At 75.2% G+C, this 13,045-nt stretch carries 12 protein-coding genes; 10 read left to right on the forward strand and 2 right to left on the reverse strand.

Features of this window, described 5'->3' with window-relative positions; genetic code table 11:
• Positions 1-19 precede the first annotated feature (19 nt).
• Together D7318_RS23505 and D7318_RS23510 are read left to right on the forward strand one after the other, a co-directional pair.
• On the forward strand, positions 20-1,471 hold the full coding sequence (locus D7318_RS23505; protein ID WP_120699182.1) for an acyl-CoA synthetase: 1,452 nt from the start codon (positions 20-22) through the stop codon (positions 1,469-1,471).
• Positions 1,468-2,790, forward strand: coding sequence for a carboxyl transferase domain-containing protein (locus D7318_RS23510; protein WP_120699183.1), 1,323 nt, complete (start codon positions 1,468-1,470; stop codon positions 2,788-2,790). Before D7318_RS23505 ends, D7318_RS23510 begins: the two co-directional genes overlap by 4 nt.
• A gap of 26 nt (positions 2,791-2,816) precedes the next feature.
• Here D7318_RS23510 and D7318_RS23515 read toward each other — a convergent pair whose 3' ends face one another.
• Positions 2,817-3,845, reverse strand: a complete 1,029-nt coding sequence (locus D7318_RS23515; protein WP_120699184.1) for an MsnO8 family LLM class oxidoreductase — start codon at positions 3,843-3,845, stop codon at positions 2,817-2,819.
• 264 nt (positions 3,846-4,109) lie between these two features.
• Between D7318_RS23515 and D7318_RS23520 the strand changes: the two genes are divergently transcribed.
• Genes D7318_RS23520 through D7318_RS23555 form a run of 8 tightly spaced genes read left to right on the forward strand, consistent with a single transcriptional unit; the run spans position 4,110 to position 12,211 of the window.
• Entirely contained in the window at positions 4,110-5,420 is a 1,311-nt protein-coding gene (locus D7318_RS23520) for an MSMEG_0569 family flavin-dependent oxidoreductase (RefSeq protein WP_120699185.1), read from the forward strand.
• 13 nt (positions 5,421-5,433) lie between these two features.
• On the forward strand, positions 5,434-6,249 hold the full coding sequence (locus D7318_RS23525; protein WP_120699186.1) for an amidohydrolase family protein: 816 nt from the start codon (positions 5,434-5,436) through the stop codon (positions 6,247-6,249).
• 46 nt (positions 6,250-6,295) lie between these two features.
• A complete protein-coding gene (locus tag D7318_RS23530) occupies positions 6,296-6,817 on the forward strand; it encodes an MSMEG_0572/Sll0783 family nitrogen starvation response protein (protein ID WP_120699187.1) in 522 nt (173 codons plus the stop codon).
• 10 nt (positions 6,818-6,827) lie between these two features.
• Positions 6,828-7,919, forward strand: a complete 1,092-nt coding sequence (locus tag D7318_RS23535; RefSeq protein WP_120699188.1) for an MSMEG_0568 family radical SAM protein — start codon at positions 6,828-6,830, stop codon at positions 7,917-7,919.
• Complete coding sequence (locus D7318_RS23540; RefSeq protein WP_230424003.1) at positions 7,889-9,436, forward strand: MSMEG_0567/sll0787 family protein; 1,548 nt, start codon at positions 7,889-7,891, stop codon at positions 9,434-9,436. The genes D7318_RS23535 and D7318_RS23540 overlap by 31 nt, the downstream gene beginning before the upstream one ends.
• Complete coding sequence (locus tag D7318_RS23545) at positions 9,433-10,305, forward strand: carbon-nitrogen hydrolase family protein (protein WP_120699189.1); 873 nt, start codon at positions 9,433-9,435, stop codon at positions 10,303-10,305. The genes D7318_RS23540 and D7318_RS23545 overlap by 4 nt, the downstream gene beginning before the upstream one ends.
• Positions 10,302-11,138 (forward strand): carbon-nitrogen hydrolase family protein, encoded by an 837-nt coding sequence (locus tag D7318_RS23550; protein WP_120699190.1) that lies wholly within the window; start codon positions 10,302-10,304, stop codon positions 11,136-11,138. Before D7318_RS23545 ends, D7318_RS23550 begins: the two co-directional genes overlap by 4 nt.
• Complete coding sequence (locus D7318_RS23555; RefSeq protein ID WP_120699191.1) at positions 11,135-12,211, forward strand: MSMEG_0565 family glycosyltransferase; 1,077 nt, start codon at positions 11,135-11,137, stop codon at positions 12,209-12,211. Before D7318_RS23550 ends, D7318_RS23555 begins: the two co-directional genes overlap by 4 nt.
• A gap of 174 nt (positions 12,212-12,385) precedes the next feature.
• Here the strand turns inward: D7318_RS23555 and D7318_RS23560 are convergent, their stop codons facing one another.
• Complete coding sequence (locus D7318_RS23560) at positions 12,386-13,042, reverse strand: response regulator (protein ID WP_120699192.1); 657 nt, start codon at positions 13,040-13,042, stop codon at positions 12,386-12,388.
• Positions 13,043-13,045 lie beyond the last annotated feature (3 nt).

A 13,045-nucleotide genomic window follows, 5' to 3' on the forward strand; every position in this document is an offset into this window, starting at 1 on the left:
AGCCTCTAGCATGATGCGAATGAGCCCTCTGTTTCCGGCCCTGGCAAGCGCTTCGGCCAAGCCCGCGCTGCGCTTCGGTGACCAGATACTCAGCTATGACGCACTGCGCCGCACGGCCGGTGACCTCGGCCGTCGGCTCGGCGGCCACCGACGCGTCGCCGTGTGGGCCACCCCCACGGGCGAGACGGCCGTGGCCGCCGTCGCCGCGCTGCTCGCGGGGGTGGCCCTGGTGCCCGTGAACCCCAAGATCGGGGCGAGCGAGTTGGCGCACATCATCGGCGACAGCGCGCCGTCCCTGGTGCTCGCCCCGGTCGGCGCGGCGCTGCCCGAGCCGCTGGCCGCCCTGCCCAGGCTCGACGTCGACGCGGGCGCCGACCCGGGCGCGGCGGCCGACGCGGGGGACGCGGGCGACGGGATCGAAGCCGAGAGCGCCGCGCTGATCGTCTACACGTCGGGCACCACGGGCCCGCCCAAGGGCGTGGTCCTCTCGCGCCGCGCCCTGGCCACCACCCTGGACGCGCTGGCCGACGCCTGGGAGTGGACCGAGGCAGACGTGGTGGTCCACGGGCTGCCGCTGTTCCACGTGCACGGTCTCGTGCTCGGCGTGCTGGGTCCGCTGCGCCGCGGCGGAACCGTCCACCACCTGGGCCGTTTCTCCCCTGAAGGCGTGGCCGACGCGCTGGTGGGGGACGGCACGATGCTGTTCGGGGTGCCGACGATGTACCACAGGCTGGCCGAGGCCGGGGGCTCCGACGAGCGGCTGGCGGCGGCGCTCGCCGGGGCGCGGCTGCTGGTGTCGGGCTCGGCGCCGCTGCCGTTGCCCGACCACGAGCGGATCCTGGCGTTCACCGGGCGGCGGGTCATCGAGCGGTACGGCATGACCGAGACGCTCATGAACACCAGCGTGCGCGCCGACGGCCCGCCGGCGACGGGCACGGTCGGGGTGCCGCTGCCTGGCGTCGACGTCCGGCTCGTCGACGACGCGGGCGCGGAGCTGACCGCGAGCGACGGCGAGACGGTGGGCGAGATCCAGGTGCGCGGGCCGAACCTGTTCACCGAGTACCTGAACCGCCCCGACGCCACCGCCGAGGCGTTCGACGGCGGGTGGTTCCGCACCGGGGACATGGCGACGCGCGACCCCGCGGGGAGCTACCGGATCGTGGGCCGCAAGTCGACGGACATCATCAAGAGCGGCGGCTACAAGATCGGCGCCGGGGAGATCGAGAACGTCCTGCTGACCCACCCCGGGGTCGCCGAGGCCGCCGTGACGGCCGCGCCCGACCCCGACCTGGGCGAGCGGATCATCGCGTGGATCGTGCCGCGCGACGCGGGGAGCGGCCCGAGCCCCCAGGAGCTGACCGACCATGTCGCGGGGCAGCTGGCCACCCACAAGCGGCCCCGCGAGGTGCGCTTCCTCACGGCCCTTCCGCGCAACGACATGGGCAAGGTCCTCAAGCGGGAGCTGACATGAGCGGCGTGCCGGGGGACGGCGCCACGGCGAGGGAGCTGATCGCCGCCGTCGCCCCCGTCTTCACCGAGCTGCCGGGCCGGGCCGCCTCGACCCCAGGCGGCCCGCTCGGCTGGTCCGGGTACGACGACGCCAGGGCGCGGGCCAGGAAGCGCACCGGCGAGACCGAGGCGGTGGTCTGCGGGATCGGCGAGTCGGGTGGCACGGAGGCGGTGCTGATCGCGTTCGAGTTCGGCTTCCTCGGGGGCTCGATCGGCGAGGAGACGGGCGAGCGCATCGAGAACGCGTTCATCACCGCCCGCGACCTGTCGCTGCCCGTCGTGTCGCTCATCGCGAGCGGCGGCAGCCGGATGCAGGAGGGCATGTACGCGCTCACCCAACTCCAGCGCATCGCCCGGCAGATGGTGCGGCTGCGGGCCGCAGGGCTGCCGCACATCGCGGTGCTGGCCGGGCCCGTCACGGGCGGCGGCTGGGCGACGCTCGGGGCGGGCGCGGATGTGCGGGTGGCGCTGCCGGGGGCGCAGATCGGCTTCGCCGGGTCCCGGATCAGGCCGCCGGACGCGGACCCCGCGGCGTACACGGCGGAGGGCCAGCTCGCGGTGGGGCAGGTCGACGAGATCGTGTCGGCCGACGAGGTGGGGCGGGCGGTGGCGCGCTGGCTCGCGCTGCTGACGCGGCCCGCCACCGGGCCCGTTCCGCCGCCCAGGGCGCTGCGGGCCGTGCCGCTGCCCGACACCGGCTGGCAGGCCGTCCAGCGGGCGCGCGACGCGGAACGACCGCGCGCCGAGGCGTATGTGCGGGCGCACTTCGCGCTGCGCGCCCCCCTGGCCAGTCTTGATCCCGGCATCGCGTGCGGGTTCGGGCAGCGGGAAGGGAAGAGCGTCGCCTATGTCGCGCAGGGCGGCACGGCGACGACGCCCGCGGGGTTCAGGGCGGCGACGCGCCTGGTGCTGCTCGCGGACCGCCTGTCGATCCCGGTGCTGACGCTGGTGGACACGCCGGGCGCGGCCAACGGCGCCGAGGCGGAGCGTGACGGGGTGGGGGCGGCCATCGCCGAGGCCATCACCGCGGTGGCGGGCTGCCGGATCCCGGTGACCACGCTGCTCGTCGGGGAGGGCGGCTCGGGCGGCGCGGTGGCGCTGACGTCGCCGGGGCACACGTGGGTGACGCCGGACAGCTACTACTCGGTGGTCGCCCCCGAGCTCGCGGTCGCCATCCTCAAGCGCGGTCCCGAGGCGGTGCGGGAGACGGCGGAGCAGCTGCGGCTGCGGCCCCAGGACCTGGTGGAGCTGGGCATCGCGCGGGGCATCGTGCCGATCTGAGCGGGGCGGCGAGCGGCGTCCGTGGCTCAGCCGACGGGCGCCGCGAGTCCCGCGAGGCGGGCCAGCCGCCGGGTGGAGTCGAGGCGGGCGGCGGCGTCGTGGGAGCTGAGGGTCAGCAGCAGCTCCTGAACGCCGGTGCGGTCGATCAGCCGGGCCAGGGTGGTGGCCATCGTCTCCTCGTCGCCGTGCAGCTGACCGGCGCGGGCCTCGTCGAAGTACCGGCGCTCGCGCCCGGTCATCGCGCGGGTCAGGATCTCTTCGGGCGGGTCGAGGGGCGGGAAGACGCCGCGGGTGCGGGACCACGCGGTCGCCCATGCCTCGGGGACCTGGAGCAGCCGGGCGCGTTCGGCGGTGTCGGCGACGGCGGCGTTGACCGCGAGGATCACATACGGTCGCTCGGCCTGCGCTGAGGGGCGGAAGGTGGCACGGTAGCGGTCGATCGCCGTCAGCATCCGGTCCTCGCCGCCCGGTTGGCCGCTCAGCTGGGCCATGACGAGCGGCAGCCCGTGGGCGGCGGCGATCTCCGCGCCCGCCCCCACCGCGAGCACGAAGGCGGGCACATGGAGCCCGGTCGCCGGTGGCGCGCCGATCGGGGCCCGGCCGTCGAAGTAGCCGAGCAGCTCGGTCAGCTGCTCGCCGAAGCGGTCCGCGGCGTCCTTGTCGACGCCCAGCGCCTCGCGCACGGGGCCAGTGAAGCCCACCGAGCGGCCGAGGCCCATGTCGACGCGGTCGGGGAAGAGCGAGGCCAGCACGCCGAACTGCTCGGCGACGACCAGCGGCCTGTGGTTGGGCAGCATGACGCCCCCGGTGCCGACCCTGACGCGGTCGGTGGCCGCGGCCACGGCGGCGGCGAGCACGGTGGGCGCCGAGCCCGCGACGCCGGGCACGCCATGGTGCTCGGCCACCCAGAAGCGGTGGTAGCCGAGATCCTCGACCTGCCGCGCGAAGCGGACCGTGCCGCGCAGCGCGTCGGCGGGGGCCTGTCCGCGGCGGGTGAGGGCGCGGTCGAGGACCGACCAGCGCACCGAGGCGAGCCGTGCCGTCGTGTCGTCCATGTCAGGTGCAACGCCGAAGAGCGCGGAGGATTCCCTCGCACCCGCCGTGAGGAGTTCGTAACGCGGCTTTACTCCGGATGACGTGGATCGGTAACGGGCCCTGGCTGAAGTGGTTCACACGAGCGGCGGCGAGGAACGGCGGCCCCGGCGCCTCACAGGAGGACCCATGCCCGAGCTCCACTTCCCTGTGCGCCGGCCCGACGACGTCGCGGACTTCGTCGAGCGCGGCAGAACGACCCTGGACATCGCCGACGGGAGCCCGCGATGAGCCCGCGCCTCGCCGGGTCCCACCACGCGGTGGCGATCGTCGGGGGCGGCCAGGCCGGTCTCTCGATGAGCTACCACCTGCGCGAGCGCGGCATCGACCACGTGGTGGTCGAGGCGCACCGGGTCGGGCACGAGTGGCGCGAGCGCCGTTGGGACTCCTTCTGCCTGGTCACCCCGAACTGGCAGTGCCGACTGCCCGGCTTCCCCTACGCGGGCGACGATCCCGACGGGTTCATGGTGCGCGAGGAGATCGTCCGCCACCTGGAGGAGTACGTCGCCTTCCTGCGGCCCCCGCTCGTGGCGGGCGTCCGCGTCACCGGGCTGCGCAAGGGCGCGGGCGGCACCTTCGAACTGGCCACGAGCGCGGGCGACTTCACCGCCGACCAGGTGGTGGTGGCCACGGGCCCCTACCACGCGCCCGCCGTGCCGCGGATGGCCGAGCGGCTGCCCGTCGGCGTCGAGCAGCTGCACTCGTCCCGTTACCGCAACGCCGACCGGCTCCCGGCGGGCGGCGTGCTGGTGGTGGGCACCGGGCAGTCGGGGTGCCAGATCGCGGAGGACCTGCACCTGGCGGGGCGGCGGGTCCACCTGGCCGTGGGCGGCGCGCCCCGCGTGGCGCGGTTCTACCGGGGCCGGGACTGCGTGGCGTGGCTGGACGCGATGGGGCACTACGCCAGGGGCATCGACGCGTTCGACGACGCGTCCGCCGTGCGGATGCGGGTCAACCACTATGTCACCGGCAGGGACGGCGGCCGGGACATCGACCTGCGGGCCTTCGCGCGGGAGGGGATGCGGCTGTACGGGCGGCTGACCGGGATCGAGGGCGGCGGGCTGGAGTTCGCCGACGACCTCGAGGCCAACCTGGACCGGGCCGACGCGGTGGCCGACGGCATCAAGGACGCCATCGACGCGTACATCGCGCGCGAGGGCATCGACGCCCCGCGCGAGGCGCGTTATGTCCCCGTGTGGCGGCCGGATGCGCCGCCGCGCGCCCTCGACCTGGCCGATGAGGGGATCACCTCCGTCATCTGGTGCACCGGCTTCACCCGCGACCACCGGTGGATCGGGATACCGGTCTTCGACGGGCGCGGCTATCCGATGCACCGGCGCGGCGTCACCAGCTGCCCGGGGCTCTCGTTCCTCGGGCTGCCGTGGCAGTACGCGTGGGGCTCGGGGCGGTTCGAGGGGGTGGGCCGTGACGCGGCGTTCCTCGCCCGGCACATCGACGCCTCGCGGCGCCTCGCCGACGTGTGCGGCGCCCTGACCGGCGCGCCCACCGAGCTGACCGCCGCCCTTCCGCTGGGCTGAGAGGAGGAGTGCCATGGTCTTCGACGCGCACCGCCACATCGGCGTGCTGCCCGCGTACCCCTTCTACGGCGGCCCGCCCGTCCACCCGGACGTCACCGCCCGCGCCACGGTGAAGCAGCTGGTCGCCGACCTCGACGCCGAGGGCACCGAGCGGGCCCTCGTCATCCCCAACTATGGCGTTCCCGACCCCGATGTCGCGTTCTCCTTCAACGAGTTGGCGGTCGAGGCCGCGGGGTCCCACGACCGGGTCAGGGCCGGTCTGTGGGTCTCCCCGCGCCCCGAGGACGCCGAGCGCACCGCGGCGGCGCTCGCGCTCGCGGGCGAACGGGGCGTGCGCGCGCTCAAGCTCAGCTTCCTGCTGGGCGGGCGCGCCTCCGACCCGGCCTGCCGCCCGCCGCTCGACCGGATCTTCGCCGCGGCGGAGCGGCACGGGCTGGTGGTGCACGTCCACACGTCGCCTGGCGCCGCGTCCGACATCGACGAGGTGGGCCACCTGGTCGAGTGGTACGCCGACCGCGTTCCCGTCCACCTCGTGCACTTCGGCGGCGGGATGAGCGGCCACATCAAGCTCGTCGGCGCGCGGTTCTTCGACTGGATCGCGTCCGGCAAGCGCGTCTACACCGACCTCTCCTGGGCCATCGGCTTCGCCCCGCACTGGCTGGCCCGGGAGATCGAGCGCCGCGGCGTCGGCCACGACCGCGTGCTGTTCGCCAGCGACCAGCCCTGGGGCGACTTCGCGGGCGAGCACGCCCGGATGACCGCCGCGGTCGGCGGCTCCGAGCTGGCCGCGCGCGTCTTCCGCGACACCTTCGCGGCGCTCTACGACTGACAGACCCTCCGACCACCCAACCCCGTTCGCAACGAAGGAGATCGCCATGCCCGAGACCGTCGAGCTGACCGAGGTCGAGCAGAAGTCCCTCACCGAGATCCCGCACCCCTCGCTGCCCGAGGGCTCGAGCATCTACGGGGCGACGAAGGTCTTCCCCGACTACCAGGCCGAGGACGGCGAGACCTACTTCACCCTGGTGCACGGCATCGCCCACGAGTCGTCCGTGTCCTTCGTCGCCGTCCTCCAGGCCACGCGCGCGCTGCGCAAGGGCTTCGAGACGGCCATCTACTTCTACGGGCCTGGCTCCCTCAACTGCCTGGCCACGCGCGGCTTCCCGACCACGGGCAACTCCGCGTTCCCCGGCGAGCACAACATCAACAACCAGCTCAAGACATTCATCGCCGAGGGCGGCAAGGTCTACTGCTGCCGCTTCGGCCTGTCCCTGCACGGCGCCCGCGAGGAGGACCTGATCGAGGGCGTGATCCCGACCCACCCCCTCGACGTCCAGGACGCGCTGATCCACTACGCGCGCAAGGGCGCCATCATCAACTCGACCTACCAGCTGTAAGGCGGGCGGCATGAGCGTTGGCACCGGAACGACGAACACGACGGTGGATGTGCGGATCATGACGCGCGCCGAACTCGCCCTGCACGGCGTGGCGTCGGACGCCCCCGTGCGGCGACCCGACGGCGCGGGGCCGAGCGACGACGGACACGTCCGTATCGACGGTGCCAACGCCGCCCTGCCCACCAACCCCGACAGCCCCTACCGGGTGCGCGACGGGCGGGTGTGGCTCGGCGAGCAGGACACCGGGCTCACCCTGACCCCCGTGCGCCGCCCGAGGTTCTACGACCTGACGACCGAGGACGGCGTCCCTTACGAGCACATCGCCCGGCTGCACGGCGCCGACGTGCTCGCGACGACCGTCGTCCAGACGTGCGTCCGCTACGCGGAGGCGGAACGCTGCCGCTTCTGCACGATCGAGGAGTCCCTGCGCTCGGGCGCGACGGTCGCCGCCAAGACCCCGGCCCAGCTGGCCGAGGTCGCCGAGGCGGCCGTGCGGCTCGACGGGGTGCGGCAGCTGGTGATGACGACGGGCACCACGGCGGGCCCCGACCGGGGCGCCCGCGCGCTGGCGCGGTCGGTGCGCGCCGTTCTGGCGGCGGTGCCTGGGCTGCCGATCCAGGTGCAGTGCGAGCCGCCGGGCGACCTGTCCTGGATCGGCGCGCTGCGCGAGGCGGGGGCCACTGCCATCGGCATCCATGTCGAGTCCCTCGACGACGCCGTGCGCCGCCGCTGGATGCCCGGCAAGTCGACCGTGCCGATGGCCGATTACGAGGCGGCGTGGGACGAGGCGGTCCGCGTCTTCGGGCGCAACCGCGTCTCCACCTACCTGCTGGTCGGCCTTGGCGAGGACCCCGACGAACTCGTCGCGGGCGCGGGCCGGTTGATCGACCGGGGCGTCTACCCCTTCGTCGTGCCCTTCCGCCCGATGCGCGGCACGCTCGCGGCCCGCGACGGGGTCGGCGCGCCGAGCGCCGAGGTGCTGCGGCGCGTCACCGAGGCCGTCGCCGCGCGGCTGCGCGCGGCCGGGATGAGCGGCGCCGACCAGGGCGCGGGCTGTGCGGCCTGCGGGGCGTGCAGCGTGCTGAGGACGGCGGGCGGGTGAGCACGGTGACGTTCGAACAGCTCGACGGCTCGCCCGCGGCGCCCGTGTCCCCGGCATCGCCCGCCACCGACCGGCCGCCCGACATCCTGGCGCTGCTCGGCGACCGCAGCACCCTGGCGCGCGAGCCGGCGTTCCACATCGAACAGGCCGAGGGCGCGGCCGAGTCGGCGGCCCACCGACGGCTGCGGCGGGACGCGTTCGTGCGGGAGCAGGGCCTGTTCGAGGGTCATGACCTCGACGAGCGCGACGCCGACCCGCGCACCGTGGTGCTGATCGCCCGCGACCGGGCGAGCGGCGCGGTGGTCGGCGGGGTGCGGCTCGGCCCCGTCGGCGGCGGGCCCGACATCGGCTGGTGGGCGGGGAGCCGCCTGGTCGTCGCCCCGGGCGCCAGGGGCGCGCTCGGCGTCGGCGCGGCGCTGGTGAGGGCCGCGTGCGCCCGGGCCGAGGCCGAGGGCGCGCTGCGCTTCGACGCCACGGTCCAGGTCGCCGCCGAGCCGCTGTTCAGGCGCCTCGGCTGGCGGCGGGTGCGCGAGGCCGCAGTCGCCGGGGTCCCGCACGTCCTGATGCGCTGGCCGATCGCGCGGATCGCCGGGCAGGCCGCGGCCACCAAGGCGCCGCTCGGCCCCCTGCTCGCGGCGCTGGCGGGCTCGGGGCGCGACGCGGCGCCGTTCGCCCTCGGCGGCCCCGGGCACGTCGGCGACGACGGCGCGCCCGTGCCCGGCACCGACGTGATCGCCGCGTGCGACGCCATCGTGCCGTCCATGGTCGAGCGCGACCCGGCATGGGCGGGCTGGTGCGCGGTCCTGGTGAACGTCAACGACCTGGCCGCGATGGGCGCTTCGCCCCTCGGCCTGCTCGACGCCATCGGGGCCCGCGACGCCGCGCACGCCGCCCGCGTGCTGGGCGGGCTGCGGAACGCCTCGGCCGCTTACGGCGTCCCGGTCCTCGGCGGGCACACCCAGCTCGGCGTCCCCGCCGCGCTCTCCGTGACCGCGCTCGGCCGCGCCGAGCGCCCGGTGCCCGGCGGCGGCGGGCGCCCCGGGCACGCGGTGCGGCTCACCGCGGACCTCGCGGGCGGCTGGCGCCCCGGCTACCAGGGCCGCCAGTGGGACTCGACGAGCCACCGCCGCGCGGCGGAGCTGCGCGCCATGACGGGGGCGGTGGCCGCGGCGCGGCCCGCCGCCGCCAAGGACGTGTCGATGGCGGGCATCGCAGGGACGCTCGGCATGCTCGCCGAGGCGAGCGGCTGCCGCGCCCTGCTCGACGTGTCCGCCGTGCCCCGGCCTGGGGCGGCGACGGTGGGCGACTGGCTGACGTGCTTCCCGGGCTTCGCGATGCTCACCGCCGACGGGCCCGGCGCCCCCGCGCCGCCCGCCGGGCCCGCCACGGGCGCGGTGTGCGGGGAGCTGACGGAGGGCCAGGGGGTCGGGCTGCGCTGGCCCGACGGAGAGATCACGGAAGCGGTCGCCGGGTCGGTCACCGGAATGGGACCCGCTCACAAAGGTGGGACGGCATGAGCACCCTGCGGATGGCCGCCGCGTCGGCCGAGTTCGGCCGCGACATCGAGGAGGGCTTCGCCACCGTCGAACGCCTCGTCAAGGAGGCGAGGGGCGAGGGCGTGCGCCTCCTGGCGCTGCCCGAGGCGTGCCTCGGCGGCTATCTGCTGAGCCTCGAAGGCGGAGCCGAGGGCGAGACCGAGGGCGACACCGAGGCGGACGCGGGCCCGCCCGCCCTCGCGCTCGACGGGCCCGAGATCCGCCGACTCGCCGCCCTCGCGGGCGAGATGACGCTCGTGGCCGGGTACTGCGAGGCGGACGGCGACGCCCGCTACAACAGCGTCGTGTGCGTCACGGGCGACGGGGTGCTCGGCAACCACCGCAAGGTGCACCAGCCCCTCGGGGAGAACGCCAGCTACGCGTCGGGCGACCGCTTCCACGCGTTCGACACCCCGGTAGGGCGGATCGGGATGATGATCTGCTACGACAAGGCGTTCCCCGAGTCCGCCAGGGCGCTCGCGCTCGACGGCGCGGAGATCGGCGTGGTCGTCTCCGCCTGGCCGGGGTCCCGCACCAACGCCGCGAGCGACCTCGCCGATGACCGGTGGAAGCGCCGTTTCGACCTGTTCGACCGGGCCCGCGCCCTGGAGAACCAGATCGTCTGGGTGTCCGCCAACCAGTCGGGCACGTTCGGCTCGCTACGCTTCGTCGGCAGCGCCAAGGTCGTCGACCCCGGCGGGGACGTCCTCGCCGACACCGGGGTCGGCCCAGGGCTGGCCATCGCCGAACTCGACGTCGCCCGCGCCCTGATGACCGCGCGCCGCGCCATGGGGCACCTACGCGACCGACGCCCCGACGCCTACACCTACGCGGGAGCTGCTCGCACATGACCACGGTCCGGATCGCGGCCGCCGCCGCCCACTTCGGCCGCGACCTGGAGTTCGACCTCGCGCGGGTCGGCCAGCTGATCAAGGACGCCAGGGCCGCGGGCGCCGGGCTGCTCGTGCTGCCCGACGCCGCGCTCGGCGGCTACCTGGCCGACCTGCGCCACCCCGACCCCGAGGCGCTGCCGCCCGCGCTCAAGCCCGACGACCCGCTGCTCCTCCAGGTCGCCCGGTTGGCGGCCGAGATGGTGGTGTGCGTCGGCTACTGCGAGGACGGCGGCGACGAGCGGTACAACGCCGCCGTCTGCGTCAGCGGCGACGGCGTCCTCGGCCGCCACCGCAAGGTGCACCTCCCGGCGGGCGAGGTCGCCGCCTACGCGCCGGGCGACCGGTTCGACGCGTTCGACACGCCCGTCGGACGGGTCGGGATGCTCATCGACTACGACAAGACGTTCCCCGAGTCGGCCCGCAGCCTCGCCCTCGACGGCGCCGAGGTGCTCGCCTGCCTGTCCGCGTGGCCGACCAGCATCACCAACCGCGCCCCGCGCATGGCCCAGGACCGCCAGGCCAAGCTGTTCGACCTCTACGACCAGGCGCGCGCCGCCGAGAACCAGGTGGTGCTCGCGTCCTCCAACCAGACCGGCGCCATGGGCGGGATGCGCTTCCTCGGCCAGGCCAAGGTGGTAGGCCCCGGCGGCGACATCCTGGCGCGCACGTGGTCCAAGGCGGGCCTTGCCGTGGCCGAGCTCGACATCGCCGCCGAGATCGACCGCGCCCGCCGCGTCCTGCGCCACCTCGGGGAACGCCGCCCCGCCGCCTACCGGGAGGGCCCTTCGTGAGGATCGCCCTGCTCAGCTACTCCACCAAGCCCCGCGGCGGTGTCGTGCACACGCTCGCGCTCGCCGAGGCCCTCGCCGCGGCGGGCGCGGACGTCACCGTGTGGACGCTGGGCCGCGGCGGGGACCGCGCGTTCTTCCGCGACGTGCACCCCTCGGTCGCGCAGCGGATCGTGCCCTTCCCCGAGGGGCCGCCCGACGAGACGGTCGGCGAGCGCGTCCTGCGCTCGATCGCCACCCTGCGCGAGGCGTTCGACCCGCGCCCCTACACGGTCGTGCACGCCCAGGACTGCATCAGCGCCAACGCCGTGGGCCGCTGCGTCCGCACGGTGCACCACCTCGACCACTTCACGACGCCCGAGCTGGCCGCCTGCCACGAGCGCGCCCTCACCGAGCCCCACGCGCACATCTGCGTCTCCCGCGCCGTCGCCGACGAGCTGGCCGCGGGATGGGGCCTCACGGCCGAGGTCATCCCCAACGGGGTGGCCTCCGAGCGCTTCGCCGACCCCGACCCCGCCGCCAGGGAGCGGTGGCGGGCGCGGCTCGGCCGCTATGTGCTGACCGTCGGGGGCATCGAGCCGCGCAAGGGCTCCCTCGACCTGCTCGAGGCCCACGCCCTGCTGCGCGCCCGGCATCCGGGGACGCGGCTGGTGATCGCCGGGGGCGAGACGCTGTTCGACTACCGCGACTACCGGGCGCGTTGGGAGGCCAGGGCCGCCGAGCTCGGCGTCGACCCCGTCGTGCTCGGCCCGGTCGCCGAGGACGAGCTGCCCGCCCTGGTGGCCGCGGCCGACGCGTTCGCCTTCCCCTCGGTCAAGGAGGGCTTCGGCCTGGCCGCGATGGAGGCGCTGGCCGCGGGCGTGCCGCTGGTGGTGCGTGAACTGCCCGTGCTGCGCGAGGTGTTCGGCCACGCCGCCCGCTTCGCGGCCACCCCCGATGACCTCGCCGCCGCGCTCGCCCTGGCCCTGCGCGACGACGACCCCGAACGCCGCGCCGCGGGCCGTGAGCTGGCCGCCCGGCACACGTGGGAGGAGGCCGCGCGGCGCCATCTGGCGTTCTACCGCTCGCTCGGCTAGGGCCTGTCTGGTAATTTCCGGTGGATCAGCGAGCGGCGGATGGCGCCCGCCTGGCAAGGCGCCGGATCGCAGCTCGTACTCAGCCGTACTCGCGCGATTCGGCAACGCAGCCAGGCGGGATGCCAGTCGTCGCGAGCCCGCCGGGGATTGTCAGACAGGCCCTAGGTCGTGTCCTCAGTCGCCTTCGGCCAGCCGCGCGTCATGGGCGAGCAGGGCGATCTGGACGCGGTTGTTGAGCTCCAGCTTGGCCAGGATCCGCGAGACATGCGTCTTGACGGTCGGAACGCTCATGTAGAGCGCCGCGGCGATCTCGGCGTTGGACTTGCCCTGGCCGATCGCGACGGCGACCTCGCGCTCCCGCTCGCCCAGCGCCGCGAGGCGCCGCCTGGCGCGGCGGGCGTCCAGGCCCGCGCCGGTGACGTGCGCGATCAGCCGCTGGGTGACGGCGGGCGACAGGACGGGGTCGCCCTCGGCGACGCGGCGCACGGACGCGACGATCTCGCCGGGCGGGGTGTCCTTGAGGACGAACCCCGCGGCCCCGGCCCGCAGCGCCCGCAGCACGTGCTCGTCGGCGTTGAACGTCGTCAGGACCAGCACCTCGGGCGGATCGGGCAGGGCGCGCAGCCGCTCGGTGGCGGTCAGGCCGTCCATGCCGGGCATGCGGATGTCCATCAACACCACGCCGGGGGCGTGGCGTTCCACCAGCGCGGGCACCTCGGCGCCGTCCGCGGCCTCGCCGACGATCTCCAGGTCGGGCGCGGCGGAGAGCATGAGCCGCAGCCCGGAGCGGACCAGGGGGTCGTCGTCGACGAGGAGCACGCGGATGGTCATGCG

The sequence above is a fragment of the Streptomyces radicis genome (genome assembly GCF_003626575.1).
GTDB lineage: Bacteria > Actinomycetota > Actinomycetes > Streptomycetales > Streptomycetaceae > Streptomyces > Streptomyces radicis.